The organism is Oceaniglobus trochenteri (assembly GCF_020529025.1).
GTDB classification, from domain to species: Bacteria; Pseudomonadota; Alphaproteobacteria; order Rhodobacterales; family Rhodobacteraceae; genus Oceaniglobus; species Oceaniglobus trochenteri.
Genome location: NZ_JACNMM010000007.1, coordinates 14,764 through 34,956 on the forward strand (window position 1 = coordinate 14,764; position 20,193 = coordinate 34,956).

The 20,193-nt window shown below is 64.4% G+C and carries 18 protein-coding genes; 5 read left to right on the forward strand and 13 right to left on the reverse strand.

All coding sequences use genetic code 11. The features are described 5' to 3' along the window. Genes H7828_RS12760 through H7828_RS12770 form a run of 3 tightly spaced genes read left to right on the forward strand, consistent with a single transcriptional unit; the run spans position 1 to position 3,372 of the window. On the forward strand, positions 1-786 hold the full coding sequence (locus H7828_RS12760; RefSeq protein ID WP_226781429.1) for an ABC transporter ATP-binding protein: 786 nt from the start codon (positions 1-3) through the stop codon (positions 784-786). Positions 787-800: 14 nt separating this feature from the next. Next, the gene (locus H7828_RS12765) at positions 801-1,775 is read left to right on the forward strand and encodes an aliphatic sulfonate ABC transporter substrate-binding protein (protein WP_226781430.1); all 975 of its coding nucleotides are present in this window, start codon (positions 801-803) and stop codon (positions 1,773-1,775) included. A gap of 58 nt (positions 1,776-1,833) precedes the next feature. Next, positions 1,834-3,372, forward strand: a complete 1,539-nt coding sequence (locus H7828_RS12770; protein ID WP_226781431.1) for a sulfatase family protein — start codon at positions 1,834-1,836, stop codon at positions 3,370-3,372. A gap of 85 nt (positions 3,373-3,457) precedes the next feature. Here the strand turns inward: H7828_RS12770 and H7828_RS12775 are convergent, their stop codons facing one another. The 8 genes from H7828_RS12775 to H7828_RS12810 are packed head-to-tail and all read right to left on the reverse strand — an operon-like array spanning position 3,458 to position 12,388. Continuing rightward, positions 3,458-4,225, reverse strand: coding sequence for an SDR family oxidoreductase (locus H7828_RS12775; RefSeq protein ID WP_226781432.1), 768 nt, complete (start codon positions 4,223-4,225; stop codon positions 3,458-3,460). Continuing rightward, positions 4,222-5,256 carry a zinc-dependent alcohol dehydrogenase gene (locus tag H7828_RS12780; RefSeq protein ID WP_226781433.1) on the reverse strand — a complete coding sequence of 345 codons (1,035 nt, stop codon included), beginning with the start codon at positions 5,254-5,256 and terminating at the stop codon, positions 4,222-4,224. The genes H7828_RS12775 and H7828_RS12780 overlap by 4 nt, the downstream gene beginning before the upstream one ends. Continuing rightward, positions 5,253-6,353: a mandelate racemase/muconate lactonizing enzyme family protein gene (locus H7828_RS12785; RefSeq protein ID WP_226781434.1), complete on the reverse strand. Its 1,101-nt coding sequence runs from the start codon at positions 6,351-6,353 to the stop codon at positions 5,253-5,255. Before H7828_RS12785 ends, H7828_RS12780 begins: the two co-directional genes overlap by 4 nt. Further along, positions 6,350-7,345 (reverse strand): ABC transporter permease, encoded by a 996-nt coding sequence (locus tag H7828_RS12790; protein ID WP_226781435.1) that lies wholly within the window; start codon positions 7,343-7,345, stop codon positions 6,350-6,352. The genes H7828_RS12785 and H7828_RS12790 overlap by 4 nt, the downstream gene beginning before the upstream one ends. Positions 7,346-7,348: 3 nt before the next feature. Beyond that, a complete protein-coding gene (locus H7828_RS12795; protein ID WP_226781436.1) occupies positions 7,349-8,320 on the reverse strand; it encodes an ABC transporter permease in 972 nt (323 codons plus the stop codon). Next, positions 8,317-9,837 carry a sugar ABC transporter ATP-binding protein gene (locus H7828_RS12800; protein WP_226781437.1) on the reverse strand — a complete coding sequence of 507 codons (1,521 nt, stop codon included), beginning with the start codon at positions 9,835-9,837 and terminating at the stop codon, positions 8,317-8,319. Before H7828_RS12800 ends, H7828_RS12795 begins: the two co-directional genes overlap by 4 nt. Before the next feature lie 60 nt (positions 9,838-9,897). Further along, positions 9,898-10,875, reverse strand: a complete 978-nt coding sequence (locus tag H7828_RS12805; protein WP_226781438.1) for an ABC transporter substrate-binding protein — start codon at positions 10,873-10,875, stop codon at positions 9,898-9,900. 52 nt (positions 10,876-10,927) lie between these two features. Then, positions 10,928-12,388, reverse strand: coding sequence for an aldehyde dehydrogenase family protein (locus H7828_RS12810; RefSeq protein WP_226781439.1), 1,461 nt, complete (start codon positions 12,386-12,388; stop codon positions 10,928-10,930). Between the two features lie 145 nt (positions 12,389-12,533). Here H7828_RS12810 and H7828_RS12815 point away from each other — a divergent pair, with 145 nt between their 5' ends. After that, a complete protein-coding gene (locus H7828_RS12815) occupies positions 12,534-14,150 on the forward strand; it encodes a GMC family oxidoreductase (RefSeq protein WP_226781440.1) in 1,617 nt (538 codons plus the stop codon). Positions 14,151-14,181: 31 nt separating this feature from the next. Continuing rightward, a complete protein-coding gene (locus tag H7828_RS12820) occupies positions 14,182-14,898 on the forward strand; it encodes an FCD domain-containing protein (RefSeq protein ID WP_226781441.1) in 717 nt (238 codons plus the stop codon). A gap of 14 nt (positions 14,899-14,912) precedes the next feature. Here the strand turns inward: H7828_RS12820 and H7828_RS12825 are convergent, their stop codons facing one another. From H7828_RS12825 to H7828_RS12845, 5 genes are read right to left on the reverse strand one after another with little or no spacing between them, the layout of a single operon-like run. Then, entirely contained in the window at positions 14,913-16,367 is a 1,455-nt protein-coding gene (locus H7828_RS12825; RefSeq protein WP_226781442.1) for a sulfatase family protein, read from the reverse strand. A gap of 10 nt (positions 16,368-16,377) precedes the next feature. After that, positions 16,378-17,076 carry a FadR/GntR family transcriptional regulator gene (locus H7828_RS12830; protein WP_226781443.1) on the reverse strand — a complete coding sequence of 233 codons (699 nt, stop codon included), beginning with the start codon at positions 17,074-17,076 and terminating at the stop codon, positions 16,378-16,380. After that, positions 17,073-18,560, reverse strand: coding sequence for a tripartite tricarboxylate transporter permease (locus tag H7828_RS12835; RefSeq protein WP_226781444.1), 1,488 nt, complete (start codon positions 18,558-18,560; stop codon positions 17,073-17,075). The genes H7828_RS12830 and H7828_RS12835 overlap by 4 nt, the downstream gene beginning before the upstream one ends. 3 nt (positions 18,561-18,563) lie before the next feature. Further along, entirely contained in the window at positions 18,564-19,040 is a 477-nt protein-coding gene (locus tag H7828_RS12840; protein ID WP_226781445.1) for a tripartite tricarboxylate transporter TctB family protein, read from the reverse strand. Between the two features lie 49 nt (positions 19,041-19,089). Continuing rightward, positions 19,090-20,064 (reverse strand): Bug family tripartite tricarboxylate transporter substrate binding protein, encoded by a 975-nt coding sequence (locus H7828_RS12845; RefSeq protein WP_226781446.1) that lies wholly within the window; start codon positions 20,062-20,064, stop codon positions 19,090-19,092. Between the last annotated feature and the right edge of the window lie 129 nt (positions 20,065-20,193).

Sequence of the window (20,193 nt, forward strand, 5' to 3'; positions counted from 1 at the left end):
ATGGACACCCAGGACCCCAAGATCCGTTTCGACAATGTCACCAAGGTGTTCGGTGAAGGCGTCGATGCCTTCACCGCCCTTCGGAACCTGAACCTGGATATCGCCGATGGTGAAATCGTCACCGTCGTCGGGCCCTCGGGCTGTGGCAAATCCACCGCTATGAATATCGTGGCCGGGTTGCAGGATGTCACATCCGGCCAATGTCTTGTGAACGGAACCGAGGTGCACGGCCCCGGCCCCGACCGTGGCGTGATCTTCCAGCAATATGCGCTGTTTCCCTGGCTGACGGTGCGCAAGAATGTCGAATTCGGCCTCAAGCTTCAGGGGCTGGGCAAGGACGAAAGGCGCAAGCGGGCCGAACACTACATCGCGCTTGTCGGTCTGTCGGATTTCGCCGACACCCTGCCCAAGAACCTCTCGGGCGGGATGAAGCAGCGCTGCGCCATCGCGCGGGCCTATGCGGTGAACCCCAGTGTTCTACTGATGGACGAACCCTTTGGCGCGCTGGACGCGCTGACGCGGGTGCGCCTTCAGGATCAGCTGCTTGATACCTGGTCGCGCGACAAGCGCACCATCATGTTCATCACCCACGATGTCGACGAAGCGGTCTACCTGGCGCACCGGGTGATCGTTCTGGCGGCGCGCCCCGGGCGCCTGCAGGAGATCATCGAGGTCGACCTGCCCTTTCCCCGCAACGAGGACATCCGCCTGTCGTCCGAATTCACCAAGATCCGCAATCGTGTCTGGCACGCGGTCTATACCCGTTCCGACAAAGAAACCGCATGAAGAGGAGGAACATCATGCAAATCACCAAGCGCAACTTTCTGGGCACCACCGCCGGGCTGATCGCCCTGGCCGCGACCTTCGGCACCGCCGCATCGGCCCAGGACATGACCGAAATCCGCATGGGTTACATCGCCGATTATTTCGGCACCTCGATGGTGGCCATCGCCACGGAAAAGGGTCTGTGGGAAAAGCACGGGCTTGACGCCGACACCAAGGTCTTCACCAACGGCCCGATCCAGGTTCAGGCGCTGAACGCCGGTTCGCTGGACTTTGCCTATATCGGCCCCGGCGCGCTGTGGCTGCCCGCCAGCGGCCAGGCCAAGGTAATCGCCGTCAACGCCCTGGGCTATACCGACCGCGTGATCGCCCAGCCCGGCATCGACGGGATCGAAGGGCTGAAGGGCAAGAAGGTCGGCGTGCCCGAAGGCACCTCGGGCGACATGTTGCTGCGCCTGGCGCTGGATCGCGCCGGCATGACCACGGATGACATCGAAGTCGTCAAGATGGACCCCAGCACCATCGTCACCGCCTTTGCCTCGGGGCAGATCGACGGTGCGGGCATCTGGTATCCCTTCGTCGACGTGATCAAGCAGCGCATCCCCGACCTGGGCGAACTGACCTCGAACGAGGATTTCTTCCCCGAGATTGCCTTCCCCTCCAGCTTCATCGTCAGCGACGCCATGGCCGGCAACGAAGAGGCGATCCTGAAGGTCAATGCCGTCATCAAGGAAGCGCTGGATTTCCGCCGCGACAACCTGGACGAGGCGGTTTCGATCACCGCCAAGTTCCTGGGCGTGCCCGAAGGCCCCCTGAAGGCCGAGGCGGTTCAGGCCAAACTGCCTTCCAGCGCCGAGCTTGAGGAGCTGACCCGCAACGGCAACGTCGGCAACTGGTTCGACACGTTGGCCAATCTCTATGCCGACTTCGGCAAGATCGACGAACCGCTGCCGGCTTCCGAATTCTACCTCGGCGATCTTTACGCCCGCTGATGCCCATCCGGCCGGCCGCAGCCAGGCGGCCGGCCCCCACCCTGCCTTGAGGATACCCATGACCCGGCCCAACATCCTGTTCATCATGTGCGACGATCACGCCGCCGCCGCCATTTCCGCCTATGGTTCGGGGCTGAACTCCACCCCGCAGATCGACCGTATCGCGCAGAACGGCATGCGGATGGACCGTTGCTATGTCACCAATTCGATCTGCACGCCTTCGCGCGCGTCGATCCTGACCGGCACCTACAACCACGTGAACCTTGTCACGACGCTGGACACCCACCTCGACAACCGCCTGCCGAACGTGGCCAAGCACCTGCGTTCGACCGGCTATCAGACCGCGATGTTCGGCAAGTGGCACCTGGGCGAAGGCCCGGCGCACCAGCCCAGCGGTTTCGATCAGTGGTCGGTGGTCCCCGGGCAGGGCGAATACTTCGATCCCGTGATGATCGGTCCCGAGGGCGAGACCGTCGAAAAGGGCTATGCCACCGACATCATCACCGACAAGTCGGTCGATTTCATTACGAACCGCGACAAGGATCGCCCGTTCTTCCTGATGTGCCACCACAAGGCGCCCCACCGCCCCTTCGTGCCGCACCCGCGCCACAACGATCTTTACACCGACGACCTGCCGGTGCCCGAAACCTTCGACGACACCTATGAAAACCGCGCCGTCGCCGCCGGTGCCGCCAAGATGCGCGTGCGCCGCGACATGAGCTATACCGACCTTGGCCTGGTGCAGCCCGAGGGCGGCAGCGAGGTGGGCGAGATGGTGATGCCCGGCGCCGACCTGCGCACCGTGCCCGACGATCACGAGGGCCTGCGCCTGATCGACCGCGCCACCGGCGAAACCTATACCTTTGAAACCAAGCGCGAATTGGACCTGTTCAAGTACCAGCGCTACATCAAGCGTTACCTGCGCACCGTCGCGGCCATCGACGAAAGTGTGGGCCGTCTGCTTGATACGCTGGACGCCGAGGGCCTGACCGACGACACCATCGTGATCTATACCTCGGATCAGGGGTTTTTCCTGGGCGAACATGGCTGGTTCGACAAGCGCTTCATGTACGAGGAATCGCTTCAGATGCCGTTCCTTGTGCAATACCCCCGCGCCATCGCGCCCGGCAGCGTGTCCAAGGACATTGCCATGAACGTCGATTTCGCCCCGACCTTCCTTGACTATGCCGGTCAGACCTCTCCGACCTACATGCAGGGCAACAGCCTGCGCCCGGTGTTCGAAAGCACGGCAGGGGACGATTGGCAGGAGGTGGCCTATCACCGCTACTGGATGCACAAGGACGATATCCACAACGCATTCGCCCACTACGGAATCCGCAGCGCGCGCTACAAGCTGATCTACTGGTACAACGAACCCCTGGACCAGATCGGCGCCAACGCGGGCGACGAGCCGCCGGAGTGGGAACTTTTCGATTGCGAGGCCGACCCGCACGAGTTGAACAACCTGGCCCATGACCCGGCCCATGCCGAAGTCTTCGCGACCATGCTGCACAAGCTGGACGCGAAAATGGCCGAGATCGGGGAAGAGCCCCGCCACGATACCGCCGCGATCCTGCGTCAGGCGGTTGCGGCCTGAATCACGGCGGGGCCGCACGCCACCTTTCGCGTGCGGCCCCGCCAATGACGGGTGCGCGACTGCGCGCAGGTTCCGGCGCCGACGCTCAGCGCCCCATCCAGCCCCCGTCGACGACAAGGATCTCGCCGTTCACATAGTCCGACGCCGCCGAGGCCAGAAAGACCACCGGCCCGCCGAAATCCTGCGGCTGACCCCATCGTCCGGCCGGAATCCGCGCAAGGATGGCCTCTGACCGTTCCGGATCATCGCGAAGCGCCTGCGTGTTGTCGGTGGCGATATAACCCGGCGCGATGGCATTGACGTTGACACCGCGCCCCGCCCATTCGTTGGCCAGCGCCTTTGTCAGCTGGCCGATACCGCCCTTGGACGCCGCATAGCCCGGCACGGTGATCCCGCCCTGGAAGGTCAGAAGCGAGGCGGTGAAGATGATCTTGCCCCGGCCCCGTTCGATCATGCCGCGCCCGATCTCGCGGCTCAGCACGAATTGCGCCGACAGGTTCACCTCTATCACCTCGTCCCACCAGTCGTCGGGATGCGCGGCGGCGGGCTTGCGCCGGATGGTGCCCGCATTGTTGACCAGGATATCCGGCGCGATGCCATCGGCTTCCAGCCGCGCGGCAAGCCCGGTCACTGCCGCCCGGTCCGAGAAATCGCATTGACAGGGCGTGAACCGCCGACCCAGTGCAGTGACCGCCTGTTCCACTTCGGACCCCGGGCGCAACGACGCGCTGACCCCCACGATATCGGCGCCGGCCTGGGCCAAGGCCTCGGCCATGGCGCGCCCGATGCCGCGATTGACCCCGGTGACAACGGCTGTCTTGCCGCCAAGGTCAAAGGAATTCAGAACACTCATGCCACCTCTCCCACCTTGATCAGGCTCTTGAGCGCGGTCGGGCTTGCGTCGAGGGCCTCGAACGCCTGCTGGATCCCGGCCAGCGGGCTGACATCGGTGATCACGCTTTCGGCGGCGATGGCGCCCCCGGCCACCAGCGAAATCGCCTTGTCGTAGTCTTCCGGCTCATAGACGCGGGCGCCGACAAGCTGCAATTCGCGCCAGAAGAACCGGAACATGTCGACCTGCGGCTTCTTGGCATGGATGGCGACCATGCAGATGCGGCCGCGGGTTGCGGCCACCGCCGTCATCGCATCGACGCCTGCCTGACTGCCCGACACCTCGAAGACGACATCCGCACCCTTGCCATCCGTGCGCGCCATGATGGCGGCCTGCAGATCTGCCGTCGCGGGGTTCACCGTATCAAAGCCCAGGGCATCGGCGATGGCCCGGCGCGTTTCGTTGACCTCGGAGATCACCACCTTGCCGCCGGCATCGCGTGCCACCATCGCCACCAGCACCCCGATCGGTCCGCCGCCGATCACGACCACGTCCTCGTCCGGTTGCAGCCTGGCCATGCGCACGTCATGGCAGGCCACCGCCACCGGTTCGATCAGCGCGGCATGATCCAGCCGCATGTCATTGGGCAGAACATGCAGGGTATGGGCGGGCGCGCACCAAAGTTCCTGCATGGCACCGTCGGTGTCCAGGCCAAGGAACGCCAGATTGTGGCAGATGTGGCTATGGCCCGCGTTGCAGGCCGGGCAGTCGCCGCAATGATCCAGCGGGCGCACCACGACCTTCTGACCGGGCTTCACCCTGTCCACGTCTGCCCCCACGGCTTCGACGATGCCCGACATCTCGTGGCCCACGATCCGGTTCAGGCCGACGCGGGCATCCATGTTGCCGTGAAAGACATGCATGTCGGTGCCGCAGATGCCGCAATAGGCGACGCGCAGCATGACCTGGCCCGCCGAGGGCGTCGGCGCCTCGACCTGCTCGACGGCAAAGCTCTTGTTTCCGCGGTAGAAGGCGGCGGCGATCATGGTCATCTGTGCATGTCCTCGTGTGCTGCTTGAAGTTTGTCCCAGTCGAAGGCGACACCGATGCCCGGTGTGTCCGGGGCCACGGCCAGGTGGTTCTCGACCACCAGGGGGCGGTGGGTGTATTCATCGATGGGGAAGGAATGAACCTCGATCCAGCCCGGGTTGGACTGTGCCGAGACAAGGCTGACGTGCAGTTCCTGCATCCCGTGGCTGCAGACCGGAATGCCGTGCCGACGGCTCAGCCCGGCCACCTGAAGCCAGCCGGTGATACCGCCGCAATTGCTGGCGTCGGGCTGAATGAAGGACAGGCGCGCCTCGGCGAAGGCCTGTTCGAATTCGTGGATGGTGTGCAGGTTCTCGCCCATGGCCAGCGGCATGCCGGTTTCGGCGGCAATCTTGCCGAAACCCTTATAGTCGTCCGGGATGGTGGGTTCTTCGAACCAGGTGATGTCGTGGGGGGCAAAGGCACGGGCGGCCGCGATCGCCTGGTCCACCGTCATCGAATAGTTGGCATCGACCATGAAGGCCACGTCGGGCCCGACAAGTTCGCGCACGGCCTTGATGCGGGCGATATCCTCTTCCAGGGTCGGCTGACCGATCTTGATCTTCACCCCGTCAAAGCCCCGCTCCAGGTATCCCTGCACGCTGCGCAGAAGCTTGGGCAGCGGAAAGTTCAGGTCGATCCCCCCGGCATAGGCGCGGCAGCGGTCTGACGTGCCGCCGGCCATCTTCCACAGGGGCTGGCCGCTGCGCTTGCCGCGCAGATCCCAGAGCGCGATGTCAAGCGCCGAGATCGCGAAGGCGGCAATTCCACCACGCGCTACATAGTGCACATGCCACTGCATCGCATCGTTCAGCGCCTCGACCGCCCCGCCATCCTGCCCGACGAGGAAGGGCGCCAGGTCGTGTTCGATCATTGCCGCGATGGCCCGCCCGCCCCGCCCGCCGGTATAGGTGTAACCGGTGCCGACACTGCCGTCGGCAAGCGTGACCGTGGCGGTCACAAGTTCGAAGTGGGTGTGATCGCCATGCTTGGCATCCGAAAGGACCTCGGCCAGCGGCACGTCGAACAGCCGGACCCTGACGCTGGTGATATCGCTCATTCCGCGGCCCTCCGGGTTCTGGTTGTCAATTGCGATTGCAGAAGGATGACCGCGAAAAGAAATCCGCCGCGAATGACCATCTGCCAATAGGCACTGAGGCTGATGACACCCCGCCCGTTTTCGAAGTTCAGGATGTTGAACACAAGGCCCAGCAGCAGCGCGCCGGCGACGGTCGCCGCGACCGAACCCATTCCGCCCGTCAAGAGGGTGCCGCCCACCACCACCGAGGCGATGGCCGAAAGCTCCCAGCCGACCCCTTCGAGGGGCTGCCCCGCGCCAAACCCCGAGGCCAGGAACACCCCGGCCAGGCCACCGCAGCCACCGCTGAGGAGATAGACGAAAACCTTGGCCCGCGCCACGCCAAGCCCCATCATCATCGTCGCGTCCTCGCCCCCGCCGACAGCCAGGACGGTGCGGCCCAGCGAGGTGAATTCAAGCACGATCCACAGGGCGACAACCACAACCGCGGTGATGACGATGGTCCAGGGCAGCAGGCCAAAGGCTTTCTCCATGCCCAGCTTGGTGAAATTCGACTCCCAGTCGATCGCGATGGTCTGAGCGCCCGAAATCACCAGCGCCCCGCCCTTGGCACCCAGCATTGTCGCCAGCGTGGCGATGAAGGGCGGAATGCGCATGGCCACCACGAAGAAGGCGTTCAGCCCGCCGATGGCCAGCCCCGCCAGCACCGCACCCGGAAGCGCGACCTGGATCCCATAGGGCGACAGATAGGCCGCGACAACCGAAGTGAAGGCCGCCACCGACCCCACCGACAGGTCGATCCCTCCGGTCAGGATCACGAAGCACATGCCAACCGAAATGACGATGAACATGGCGTTGTAGTTCAGGAACGACGAAATGTTGTAGGCACCGCCGAAGTTGTCGTAGCGCATGAGCCCGAAAAGCACGACGATGACCAGCGCCGCCCAGACCCCGAAGGAATGCCCGCCGCCTTTCAGGTAGCGCCGCAGATCGAATGTGTTCGTGTCCGCCATGACTTACTCCTTGCGGGCTTGTTGCAGATAGACGGCCGCGATGATGATCCCGGCCTTGGCGATCAGCGCGACCTCATCCGCGATGCCATTCGCCAGAAGCGTGTATTTCACCAGTTGGATGATGACCGCGCCCAGGATGGCGCCGAAGATCGGCGCGCGCCCCCCCTGCAGCAGCGTGCCCCCCACCACGGCGGCGGCGATGGCGTCCAGTTCCATCAGGGTTCCGATCCGCGCGGCATCAGAGGCCGAGTTGATCGCCACGACGATCAGCCCGGCAAGACCCGACAGCCCCGCGCAGATGACATAGGCCCCGATCTTGACCCGGTTCACCGGAATACCGGCAAGTCGCGCAGCACGTTCATTGCCCCCCACCGCCAGAAGCTGGCGACCGAAGACCGATCGCGTCACGACCCAGAACAGCACCAGCGCGATCACCAGCACCAACCAGCCCTGGAACGGCAGGCCCAGCACCTTGCCGGTGCCAAGATAGCTGAACGAAGGGTTCGAGAAGGTCTGCAGGTTGCCATTGGTCAGCACCTGCGCCAGGCCGCGCCCCGAGATGAAGAAGATCAGGGTTGCCACGATGGGCTGGACATTCAGGTAAGTGACCAGCACGCCATTGAAGACGCCGCAGCAAAGCGCGACAAGGATCGGCACGACGATCGCGGCCAGAAGCCCCAGCGCAGGATTGGCCGTGGCGAAATCGGACAGGAAGATCAGCGGCGCCAGCGCCCCGGCCAGCGCCATGATCGCACCGACGCTCAGGTCGATGCCACCTGTGGCAATGACAAGCGTCATTCCCATGGCCACGATGGCAATGGTCGCCACCTGGCTGATATTGACGAAAAGCGTCTGCGCCTGAAGAAAATTGGGCGTCACCGCAAGATTGAAAAGAAGGATGACCGCCAGCGCCACAAGAGCGCCATGGCGCGACGGATCGAACCGCTGCTGCAACTGAGCAAGGGCCTGGGTCACGCGACGTTCCTTTCATGCTGATGGGCAATGGCCCCGATGAGGGCGTCTTCGGTGACGCCGGGGTTCTGCAACTCGCTTACCGAACGGCCGTCCTGCAGAACCACGATCCGGTCCGCGCCCTCGACCAGTTCCTCGAACTCGGAACTGATGAGCAGCACCGCCAGCCCCTGGGCAACCTGCTTGCGGATGATCGACTGGATCTCGAATTTCGCGCCGACATCGACACCGCGTGTGGGTTCGTCCAGGATCAGGATCTCGGGCTCCAGCGCCAGCCAGCGGGCCAGCAGGACCTTCTGCTGGTTGCCCCCCGACAATTCGCGGATCGGCTGCTCCATGCCCGCGGTCTTGATCTGAAGCGCGTCGATGTAATGCTGCGCCAGCTTGCGTTCGCGCGCCCGATCGACCGCCCCCAGCCGCCTGAGCCGTGGCAGCAGGGCCAGCGAGATGTTCTCGCGCACCGACATGTGCGGGATGATGCCGTCGGCCTTGCGATCCTCGGTCAGGAATCCCATGCCAAGCGCGATGGCCTGGGCGGGGTTGTCGATCCGCACGCCGCCGTGATGGACGACACGCCCGCCGGTCAGGGGATCGAGGCCAAAGATGGCGCGCGCGGCCTCGGTCCGCCCCGAACCGAGAAGCCCGCCCAGCCCGACGATTTCACGCCTGCGGACAGTCACCGAGGCCCCGCGCAGACCCGTGCGGCTGCGCATGTCCTGTGCTTCCAGCAATACCTCGCCCGGCTGGCCATGCCCGCCCGACAGCGCGGTCAGTCCGACGGCCTGGATCTCGCGCGCATCCCGGCCCAGCATTTCGGACACAAGCCCCAGCTTTGTCGTCTGCGCCACATCGTGGGTGGCCACCGTCCGACCGTCGCGCATGATCGTGACCCGGTCGCAGATGCGGTAAAGCTCGTCCAGGAAGTGCGAGATATAGAGCACCGCCACGCCCGACTCCCTGAGATTGCGCACCACAGAAAACAGCGTCTCGATCTCCTGGTCGTCCAGCGAGGATGTCGCCTCGTCCATGATGACCAGCTTTGCCTCCAGCGACACCGCCCGCGCGATGGCCACAAGCTGCTGGATCGCGGTCGAATAGCTGCCCAGTTGGCGGGTGACATCCACCTTCACGCCGAAACGGGCCAGGATCTCGCGGGTGCGGGCATGGGCCGCCTTCCAGTCGATCAATCCCAGCCGATTGCGCGGTTCGTACCCCATCACGACGTTTTCGGTCACGCTGCGCAGGGGCACCAGGCTCAGCTCCTGGTAGATGGTCGCGATCCCGGCATCCTGCGCCTCGCGCGGGGTGGAGATGGCCAGCGGTTTCCCGTTCATCCGCACTTCGCCCTCGTCGCGCCGATAGACCCCCGTCAGAATCTTGATCAGCGTGGATTTTCCCGCGCCGTTCTGACCGATGATCGCGTGAACCTCGCCGGGGCGGATCGCGAGGCTGGTGTTCTGCAAGGCGATGATTCCGGCAAAGGATTTACCGATGCCCGTCATCTGGATGAGGTCATTCATGTCCTGTCCGATCGTGAGAAGAGCGGGGGGCGCGCATGCGCGCCCTCCCGGTGCGAAACCTCAGTAGGCTTCGTCGATGTGGTCGGCCGCGTTGTCGCTGGTGAAAACCCGGTCTTCGACCTGCACCCAGCCCGGGATCTCTTCGCCCGCCGCGTATTTCTTCATCACCTCGCAGGCCAGCGGGCCAAAGAACGGAGAGCTTTCGACCGTCACGCCCATCTTGCCGTCGATGATCGCCTGAAGCGCGTCGCGGGTGCCGTCGATCGAAACGATGGTCACGTCCTCGCCCGGCTTGCGCCCGGCCAGTTCCAGCGCCTGGATCGCACCAATCGCCATCTCGTCGTTGTGGGCATAGACCACGTTCACGTCGGGATGCGCCTGAAGCAGTGTCTCCATCACCTGCCGGCCCATGTCGCGGGCGAAATCGCCGGTCTGGCTGGCCACGATCTCGAAGCGGTCATCCTTGGCGATGCGGTCGTCAAACCCCTTCTTGCGGTCATTGGCGGGGGATGACCCGGTGGTGCCCTCTAGCTCGACGATGACGCCGGTGTCGCCCTCGAAGTTCTCGATCAGCCATTCGGCGGCGCGCTTGCCCTGTTCCACGAAGTCAGACCCCAGAAAGGCCACGAAATGTTCGCCCGGCTTGGCCACGGCAGGATCGACCGACCGGTCGACAAGGAAGGTCGGAATGCCGGCGGCCTTCGCCTTCATCACGGCAGGAAGAAGCGGCTTTTCCTCGCGCGGGGGCAGGAACAGCACGTCGATACCCTGCGCGATCATGGAATCGACATCGGCAACCTGCTTGGCCGCCGAACCGGCGGCATCGGTCGCGATCAGATCCCAGTTGCAGGCCTCGGCGGTCTCGTGGAACGATTTGGTTTCCGCGATCCGCCAAGGATTGTTGGATTCCATCTGGGCAAAGCCCACCTTGTAGCGTTCCTTCTGGGCAAGGGGCGGCGTTTCGGCCGTGGCCAGCCCGGCAGTCAGCGCCACCAGCCCCGACAGGGCCGTGCCCAGCAATAGATTGCGTCTTTTCATAAGTCTTCCTCCCAAAAGAACGACCGGACAGACCCGGCCGCAGCAAACCGGGTCAGGCCCAGTTCATGTAAAGGGTCTGCTTGCGCAGATACCCGTCGAAACCGTATTTTCCGTCCTCGCCCCCCAGCCCCGAGTGGCCCCAGCCGTTGTGAAAGGCCTGAAACTGTTCGCCGTTGGCCCGGTTGACGTAGATTTCTCCGAAGTTCAGCCGATAAGGCGTCTGCATCAGGCGGCGGTGATCCTGCGTGAAGACATAGGCCGACAGCCCGAAATCGGTGTCGTTGGCCATTTGCAGCGCGGTATCGAAATCGGGCACGCGGACGGCCGGCACCACGGGGCCGAAAACCTCCTGCCCGATGACCGGAGATGTGTTGTCCCTGAGTTCAAGAACCGTGGGCGCATACCAGTGCCCCCTGGCATAGTCGCCCTCGCGAAGCGGCCCGCCCTCCAGCAGAACCTCGGCCCCCTCGGCCACCGCGGCGTCGACGATCGCCTTCACCTTCTCCACCTCGGGCCCGCTGACCTTGGGGCCGATGTCGGGGTCGTTCATCGGATCGCCGATGCTCAGCGCCGCCGAGGCCGCGACGAATTTCTCCAGGAATTCGTCCGCGATGTCGCGGTGCAGGTACATCCTTTCGTTGCAGGTGCAGATCTGACCGCAATTGGTGTAGCGGGCCGTGACCGCCGCGGCGACAGCCCGGTCGATCTCGGCGTCCTCCATCACGATGAAGGGGGCCTTGCCGCCCAGTTCCAGCCGCAGCACCTTCATACCGTCGGCCGCCGCGCGAAAGATGTCGCGCCCGGCCCGGTTGCTTCCGGTCATGGTGATCAGGCCGGTATCCGGATGTTCGACCAGCGCCTGGCCCACGACGGCGCCCCGCCCCGTCACCACGTTGACGACCCCGGCGGGAATGCCGGCCTGTTCGGCAAGGGCTGCGATGAAAAGCCCCGAGAAAGGCGTGATCTCGTGGGCCAGCAGGACAAAGGTGTTGCCCGCCACCAGGGCCGGACCGATCTTGCGCGCCGCAAGCGCCGCCGGATAGTTCCAGGCGGTCAGGCCGACGACCACGCCATGGGGGTGACGGCGGATATGGATCTCCTCGTCCGGGTTGTCCGAGGCGATGATGTCACCCTCGATCCTGCGGGCATTCTCGGCGGCGTATTCCAGGAAACCCACGACGGCCCCCACCTCGCCGCGGGCCTGGCCGATCGGCTTGCCCTGCTCGCGCGTGATGAGCCTTGCCAGATCCTCGGCACGGTCACCGATCAGCCCGGCCAGCCTGCGCACGGCGCGGCCCCGTTCGATGGCGGGGCGCGCGGCCCAGGCGGGCTGCGCCGCGCGGGCGGCGGCCACGGCACGCGCCGCATCATCGCGGGTGCCATCGGGAATCGTGCCGATCACCCCCTGGTCTGCCGGATTCTCGACCTCGATCCGCGCCCCCCGGGCCGGCGCGACCCACTGACCGCCAATCAGCATCTGCGCTTCGAGGGCTTTGGAGAGAGCGAAATCCATCTTCATTCCTTTGGTACGACCAAACTATGGGGAACATTCACGCAAATCTGCCCCGCGTCAACAGATTTTTCCGATATTGCCATTTTTCAGGATATATGCCCAGAATAGCCCGTGCATTTGGTACGTCTAAATGGGGAGAGTCCGGGTGGAAGAGTTTGACCATATCGTCATCGGTGGCGGCGCCGCGGGGTGCGTTGCGGCAGGACGACTCGCCTCGGAGGGGGGCGCGAAGGTGCTGCTGCTGGAGGCCGGATATTCCAACCGCCACCCGCTTCTGGACATGCCGCCGGGCATCTTCAAGATGATCAACGGCACCCGGTTCATGCGCTATCACAAGACGGTGCCGCAGGCGCATCTGGACGGGCGGGTGCACGACATTCCGCAGGGGCACGTCCTTGGGGGCGGGTCTTCGGTCAACGCCCAGGTCTACATGCGCGGCCGCCCGTCCGATTACGACGCCTGGCAGCGGCTTCTGCACGGATCGAACGATCCGGTGGATTGGGGGTGGGATGCGGTTCTGCCGCATTTTCGCCGGATGGAGGGCAACAACCGCCTGCAGGACGAACGCCATGGCGCGGACGGCCCTCTTCTGGTGTCGGACCCCGGACATATCGACGGCCTGTCACGCCTTTTCGTTCAGGCGGTTCAGGGGCTGGGCCTGCCTTTTACCCATGATTTCAACGGGGCGCGGCAGAACGGCGTCGGCTTCTACCAGTTCATGAACCGCAACGGGCGGCGCTCATCCGCGGCCTATGCCTATGTCACCCCGCAAGAGAACAACCCCAACCTGACCGTCCGGCTCCGCTCGGAGGTGTCGCGCATCGACATCGAGAACGGGCGCGCGGTCGGTGTCACCTATCGCGACGGGTCTGGCGAACACCAGGTGCGCTGCGGCGGCGAGGTGATCCTTTCGGCCGGGTCGCTTGTCACGCCCAAGGTGCTCATGCTGTCGGGCATCGGGCCGGCGGCCCACCTGGCCGATCACGGGATCGATTGCATTGCCGATCTGCCCGGCGTCGGCCAGAACCTTGTCGATCATCCCGAGGTGCCGATCACCGCGCGGGTCAACGGGCCCTACGGGTATTACAAGCAGGGCGAAGGCTGGCGCATGGTGCGCAACGGGTTGCAGTTCAAGCTGTTCGGCTCGGGGCCCGTCACATCGGCAGGGGTCGAGGCGGGCGCCTTCGTCAACCCCGACAACCCCGAGGGCGAGCCGACGATCCAGGCCTTTTGCGTGCCCATCGTCTATGTCGACCGCGACACCCGTGACCTGGTCGAGGAAGGTCACGGCCTGACGGTCACCACCGTCGTCGTCAAGCCCCGGTCGCGCGGCGAGGTGCGGCTTGCCTCGGCCGACCCGGCAGCGATGCCGCTGGTTTCGCCCAACCTGCTGAAGGATCCGGCCGACATGGAAGCGATGATCGCGGGGCAACGGTATTTCCTGCGGGCCTTCGAACAATCACCCCTGGCCGGGCGGATAGACCAGGTGATGCTGCCGGCACAGGGCCAGCGCGACACCGAAGGCCTCAGGGCGCATTGCCGCCGCTTCGTGAAGACCAACTATCACCCCGCCGGGACCGCCCGCATGGGGCGCGACGGCGATTCGATGGCCGTTCTCGATCCGCGGATGCGGGTGCGCGGGATCGAAGGGTTGCGCGTCTGCGACCTGTCGGCGATGCCTGACATCAATGCCGGAAACACACAGGCCCCCGCGATGATGCTCGGGGACAGGTGCGCCGACCTCGTGATGGATGTATCGTGACGCTCAGCCAGAGACGGAGACCGAAACCTTGATGCCAGAGACCAGCGAGAACGGAACGGGCCGCGCCGCCGATTCGGTGGTGCGCCGGCTGTCCGCGAAAATCCAGGCCGGCGAATATTCCGACGGCACCCCCCTGCCCCCCGAACGCCTTCTGATGGAGGAATTCGGCATCAGCCGCACCGTCGTCCGCGAGGCGGTGCAGGCCCTGTCAAAGCAGGGTCTTCTGGAAGCCCGCCCGCGCCATCGCCCCATCGTGCGCAAACCCGGCTATGACGCCGCGATCTCGGCGCTGGAGACGGTGGTCAGCCACCTGTTGAAGAATGCCGGCGGCGTGAAGAACCTGTTCGATACCCGCATCCTTGTCGAATCCGCGCTGGTCCGTCAGGCGGCGCAGCAGGCCCAACGCGACGATATCGCGGCGCTGAAGGCGGCGCTTGAGGCGAACGAGGCGGCCATCGACGACAGCGATGAATTCTACCGCACCGACCGGGCCTTTCACGCGCTGCTGTACGAGATTCCGCGCAACCCGGTGCTTCCCGCCCTGCACAAGGCCTATGTCACTTGGCTTGCGCCGCAATGGTCACGGATGCCCCGGCTGCACGAACGCAACAAGGCCAACCATGGGGCGCATGTCCAGATCCTGGACGGCATCCTCATGCGCGATCCGGACGCCGCCGAAGAGGCCCTGCGCCGGCATCTCGAACAGGCCTGGACCCAGGTTTGCGAGACATTCGGCGAAGACCTCTGAGGCAGGCCGGTCCGTTACTGCATGGCCTCGGCCCCCTGGGGCGCCACGATCAGCCGCCGCGCGTTCCGGGTCTGCACCGCGCTTTCAAGGTGGAAATCCAGCATGGCATTCAACAGGCCCTGCTTGATCTCCCCCGCCCCGGGATCGTTCCAGAGGTTCCGCCGTTCGCCCGGGTCGGCGACCAGGTCGAAAAGCTGCCCCTCGTCCGATCCGCGAAACCGCACCAGCTTGTGCGTTCTGGAACGCACCATGGTCAGATAGCTGGCGCCGGTCATGTTCACATCGCCCGCCTGTTCGCAAAAGACGTGGCTGCGGCCCTCGAAGGGCTTGCCCTCAAGGGCCGGGTTCAGCGAAACGGCCTCGTACGAGCCATCGGGCGTGACGCCGGCCCATTCAAGGATCGTCGGCCCCAGATCGAAAAGCTGGACCATCTCTTCGACATTGCGCCCGCCGTCAAAACGGTTCGGCGCCGAGATGATCATGGGAACACGGGTCACCTCGTCATAGGGCGCCCACTTCTGGCTCAGCCCGTGATCGCCCAGGTTGTCGCCGTGATCCGAGGTGAAGATGACGATGGTGTTGTCCATGTTGCCGCGTTTTTTCAGGCGGTCCAGGATATGGCCGACCTGGGTGTCGATCATCTCGCAGTTGGCATAGTAATAGGCGCGCATCCGCTTCAGTTCGTCTGTCGTGGGCTTCAGCTTCCAGGCCACGCTGTCATGATCGACCTCGACATCATGACTGCGCTTCTCGATCCATGGCGCGGCCAGGTTTTCTAGGTCTTCGTCCGTGACATCGGGCAGCGGCACATCGCGCGCCATGTATTTCTCGGCCATCTCGGGGGTCGGGTCATAGGGCGGATGGGGCCCGGGAAAACCGACGACAAGGAACAGCGGCTTTTCGACCGGCTTGGTTTCCAGCCACCAGCATGTGGTTTCGCCGATGAAGTTGTCCGATTGCAGCGCGGGCGCAAGATCCCAGGTGAAGGCGCCCAGCCGGTCCTTGTAATCGGGCCGCTTGCGGTATTCCTCGCGCTGCTGCTTCTTCAGGCCGTGGGTGGCCAGCGCCTTGTCCCATTCATCGAAGAACCAGCGCCCTTCAAGAAACCGGTCCTTGTTCTCGACCACGAACCTTTCGTGGAACCCGGCCTTGGCGTCATAGGGAATCGTGTGCATCTTGCCGATGTTGACACAGTGATACCCCGCATCGGCCAGGTCCGACACCCAGGTGCGGCTCCAGGGCTGGCCGTTGGCCAGAACGCCGTTGGTATGCGGGTAATAACCGGTGAACAGGCTGGCGCGGCAGGGCACGCAGGACGGCGCGGTCACATGGCATTGTTCAAAGTTGACACCGGTTTCCACCAGCCGGTCGATGTTGGGCGTATCCATGTGCGACGCACCCAGGGCGCGGATCGTGTCATAGCGCTGTTGATCGGTGATGATGAAGACGATGTCGGGAGCATTGGACATTGCAGGTCCTTCAGAGTTTGAGTTCGTAGAAGCGGTTGGCCAGGACATCCAGGTGCGATTGCATGGCGGTGCGGGCCGCATCGGGCGACCGACGTTCGAAGGCCCGCAGGATGACCCTGTGATCCTCGACCGACTGGCGGCGGTTGCCGGGATGGCGGGTCTGATCGTACCAGAAGGCCCACATCTTGCTTTCGCGCATGCGCCAAAGCTGTGACACGAAGCCTGAAAGCACGTCGTTGCCCGCGGCCTCGGCGACGCGCTGATGAAAGAGGGCGTCGGCGGCATCGAAGCGGGCGATATTGTCGATGTTCGCGGCCATCCTTTCGTTCGCCTCGTGCATGGCTTCCAGCTGGGCGGGGGTGGCGCTGCTGGCGGCAAGCGCGGCGGTTTCCGCCTCGACCAGGCGGCGGGCGGCCAGAACCTCGGAGGGCGCGGCCGAATCCGGTTCGGCAAGGTCCCCGCGCGCCCGCGCCGAGGCATCCAGAACATAGACCCCCGCGCCGACCTTGATTTCGATGAACCGCATGATTTCCAGCGCCAGCAGGGCCTCGCGCACGGTGGTGCGGCTGACATCAAGGGTCTGGGCAAGCTCGCGCTCGGGTGGCAGGCGTTCGCCTGAGGCATAGCGGCCATTCTGGATTTCGCCGGCCAGTTGGCGGGCGATCTGAAGATAGCGGCGGCTGCCCGTGGGCAGGTCCAGCAGGCTCATGACGATTCCCCCTTCGCGGCGTTTTCACCCTTTCTCATCCGGGCGAAGACATAGGGCCAGGCGACGGTCAGGATGGCCAGCGCCAGGAACAGCAGCGCATAGGGCCGCGAGAGGATTTCGGTGACATCGCCATCCGACATCATCAGCGAGGCGCGCAGCTGTTCCTCGGCGATGGGGCTGAGCACGAAGCCGATCACGAAGGGGCCAAGGGGCACGCGGCAGAACTCCAACCCCAGGCCGATGACGCCAAAGGCCACCATGACCCAGACATCGGCAAAGCTGGAATTCACGGCGTAGGAGCCGGTGACGCAGAACACCAGGATCACCGCCATCAGCCCCGAACGCGGAAGGCGCACGATCTGGGCGATATAGCGCACCGTGCCCCACATCAGCATCAGCATCAGCACATTGGCCACAAGATAGGCCGCGATGATGCCATAGGCGATCTCGGGGGCATTCTGAAACAGCAACGGGCCGGGTTGCAGGTTGTGGATGGTCAGCGCCCCGATCAGGATCGCCTCGGTGACGCTTCCGGGGATGCCCATGGTGATCAGCGGGATCAGCGCACCGCCGATCGAGGCGTTGTTGGCGCTTTCCGCCGCGATGACCCCGGGTTCATGCCCCGTACCGAACTTCTCGGGCTCGGGTGAAAGCTGCTTTTCCGTGGAATAGGACATGAGCGCGGCAATGTTCGCGCCGATGCCCGGCAAAAGCCCGATCCAGGTGCCGATCACCGAACCGCGCAGAAGTTTCCCGGCATAGCGCACATCGCTGCGATAGATCGGCAGGCGTTTCTTGGGAATCGCCATTGTCGTGCTGCTTTGCGGGGTGGCGGCATCGCGCAGGATCTGGCTGATCGCGAAGGCCCCGATCAACACAGGCAAAAGCCCGAACCCCGACAACATGGTGCTGGACCCGAAGGTCAGGCGGGCCTGGCCAATGGAACTGTCGATCCCGGGCAGGGCAAAGGCCATGCCCAGCGTCGCCGCCAGAAGCCCCTTTGTCAGCGACCCCTGCGACAGGACGGCCAGCATCACCAGCGCCATCAGCACCAGCGTGAAGTATTCCCAGGGCCCGAACTGCAGCGCAAAGCGCGCCAGCGCAGGGGACATGCCCGCCAGGAACCCCCAGGAGATGATGCCACCCACAACCGAGGCCATGATCCCCAGCGCAAGGGCGCGTTCGGCCTTGCCCTGCATCGCCATGGGATAGCCGTCGAAGGTGGTCACGATGGAGGCGGGCGTGCCGGGCATCCTCAGAAGGATCGCGGTGATCAGCCCGCCCGAAATGCCGCCGACATATTCGCCGATCAGCAGCGTCACCGCGCTGACCGGGTCCATGTGGAAGGTCAGCGGCAGCGTCAGCGCGATCAGCATCGAGGCGGTCAGCCCCGGAATCGCGCCCACGACGATGCCAAGGGCGGTTCCGATGAAAAGGAACAGCAGGTTCTGCCATTCGAAAAGAAGGAAGAAGGCGTCGACCATCGGTTATCCGATCGTGATGAAAAGAAAACGGCTGAGGATCGTCGAGATCGCCAGCGAAAGGACAAGCCCCAGTCCGGCAAAGACCAGAAGGTTGCGCCAGTTTCTTGCGCCGATGCTTAGCCCCACCACCACCACGAAAACCGTGGTGGCCGCAACGAAGGGAACCCGCAGCACGTCCAGCGCCAGAACATAGAGGATCAGCGCCAGCAGCACCGCGAACCCCTTGCGCGGGTCGGCGCCGTTTACCTCGGCCTTGGGCGCAACCCAGCCGCGGTGCAACCGCAGCCCGGCGCGCAGGGCAAGGATCGCCGCGAACAAGAGAAGCAGGGCGCCCAGAATGCGCGGCAATGCGGCGGAACCCAGGGGTTCAAAGCGCGGCGGCGGCAGGTCAGCGGCCCCGATGAACAGGATCACCGCCCCACCCGCCACCAGAAGCGAAAGGACCAGATCGGCGATCGAGCGGCGCGTGGCTTCTGTCATTCATCGTCCTCCGGCAGGCGGGCCGCAATCGGCCCGCCGCTTGGTCAGCTCAGTTGATCGTCTCGGCGATGGCCTTGAGCGCGTTGAGTTGCTTGGTTGCGTCCTCCATCGCCTCGGCGCCCGGGGTCCAGTAAGGCTGAAGCGTGTTGCTTTCGAAATACTCGATGATTTCGGGATCGTTGATCGCCTTTTCCAGCGCATCGGCCAGGATGGCAACATTCTCATCCGGGGTGGATGCCGGAGCCAGCCACCAGTTGGGGTTGGCCCAGGACACGTCATAGCCAAGCTCGATCGCCGTCGGCACATCGGGCAGATCGGGCAGGCGTTCGCGCCCGAAATAGACCAGCGGACGCAGCCCTTCGCCCTGGGCCAGGTATTCCGACGCGGCGAACAGCGCGATATCGGCGTTGCCCCCCAGGATCAGGCGCAGGCGGTCGGCCCCCGAGTTGGCCGTCACATAGCGGGTTTCAAAGCCGGCTTCCTTGGCCAGCATGGCGCCGACGAAATGCGGGATGGTGCCAATGCCCACCGCTTCCACCAGGCTGCGCGGATCGGCCTTGAGGTGCGCGACCAGGTCTTCCATGGTCTGGAATTCGCTGTCGGCATTGACCACCCAGACCGGGCTGCCACCGCCGGTATAGCCGATGGACTTGAAGTCATCGAGGCTGAAGTCGCCCAACTCCATCGCCATGGCGATCAGCGCCTGGTGGTGCCAGTGAACGATGGTATGGCCATCGTCATCGCCGCGCTGCATCCGGTTGACCGCATTGGCCCCGGCCCCGCCATCGGCGTTCACCACGGCCATGGGCTGCGACAGCCAGCCGTTTTCCTGGATCTTCTCACCCATGAGACGCGCCACCACGTCGGTGCGGCCACCCGGCTTGAACGGCACGATCACCTCGATCGGCTTGGCCGGGAAATCCTGGGCTGCGGCGGCACCTGCACCAATTGGTCCAACCGGCATGGCCAGCGACAACGCCCCTGCCACCGTCGCAAGAATTGTTCTTCGTGAAATTCCGATCATTCTGGGCTCCTCCCGTTGATTACAGCGTCTTCTTGTCATTATTGGACCAACCAATATGCGAGAATTCGGAAATTGTCTAGACCAGAATTGGGAGTGTCGTTTGGCAGCGCGGGACAAGCGGCTTGCCCT

Excerpts from the sequence above, each read along its gene's own strand:
- H7828_RS12760 (WP_226781429.1), top strand. The coding sequence starts at position 1 with ATGGACACCCAGGACCCCAAGATCCGTTTCGACAATGTCACCAAGGTG.
- H7828_RS12770 (WP_226781431.1), top strand. The coding sequence starts at position 1,834 with ATGACCCGGCCCAACATCCTGTTCATCATGTGCGACGATCACGCCGCC.
- H7828_RS12765 (WP_226781430.1), top strand. The coding sequence starts at position 801 with ATGCAAATCACCAAGCGCAACTTTCTGGGCACCACCGCCGGGCTGATC.
- H7828_RS12780 (WP_226781433.1), bottom strand. The coding sequence starts at position 5,256 with ATGACCATGATCGCCGCCGCCTTCTACCGCGGAAACAAGAGCTTTGCC.
- H7828_RS12845 (WP_226781446.1), bottom strand. The coding sequence starts at position 20,064 with ATGATCGGAATTTCACGAAGAACAATTCTTGCGACGGTGGCAGGGGCG.
- H7828_RS12840 (WP_226781445.1), bottom strand. The coding sequence starts at position 19,040 with ATGACAGAAGCCACGCGCCGCTCGATCGCCGATCTGGTCCTTTCGCTT.
- H7828_RS12775 (WP_226781432.1), bottom strand. The coding sequence starts at position 4,225 with ATGAGTGTTCTGAATTCCTTTGACCTTGGCGGCAAGACAGCCGTTGTC.
- H7828_RS12830 (WP_226781443.1), bottom strand. The coding sequence starts at position 17,076 with ATGAGCCTGCTGGACCTGCCCACGGGCAGCCGCCGCTATCTTCAGATC.
- H7828_RS12810 (WP_226781439.1), bottom strand. The coding sequence starts at position 12,388 with ATGGATTTCGCTCTCTCCAAAGCCCTCGAAGCGCAGATGCTGATTGGC.
- H7828_RS12790 (WP_226781435.1), bottom strand. The coding sequence starts at position 7,345 with ATGGCGGACACGAACACATTCGATCTGCGGCGCTACCTGAAAGGCGGC.
- H7828_RS12785 (WP_226781434.1), bottom strand. The coding sequence starts at position 6,353 with ATGAGCGATATCACCAGCGTCAGGGTCCGGCTGTTCGACGTGCCGCTG.
- H7828_RS12820 (WP_226781441.1), top strand. The coding sequence starts at position 14,182 with ATGCCAGAGACCAGCGAGAACGGAACGGGCCGCGCCGCCGATTCGGTG.
- H7828_RS12805 (WP_226781438.1), bottom strand. The coding sequence starts at position 10,875 with ATGAAAAGACGCAATCTATTGCTGGGCACGGCCCTGTCGGGGCTGGTG.
- H7828_RS12800 (WP_226781437.1), bottom strand. The coding sequence starts at position 9,837 with ATGAATGACCTCATCCAGATGACGGGCATCGGTAAATCCTTTGCCGGA.
- H7828_RS12835 (WP_226781444.1), bottom strand. The coding sequence starts at position 18,560 with ATGGTCGACGCCTTCTTCCTTCTTTTCGAATGGCAGAACCTGCTGTTC.
- H7828_RS12825 (WP_226781442.1), bottom strand. The coding sequence starts at position 16,367 with ATGTCCAATGCTCCCGACATCGTCTTCATCATCACCGATCAACAGCGC.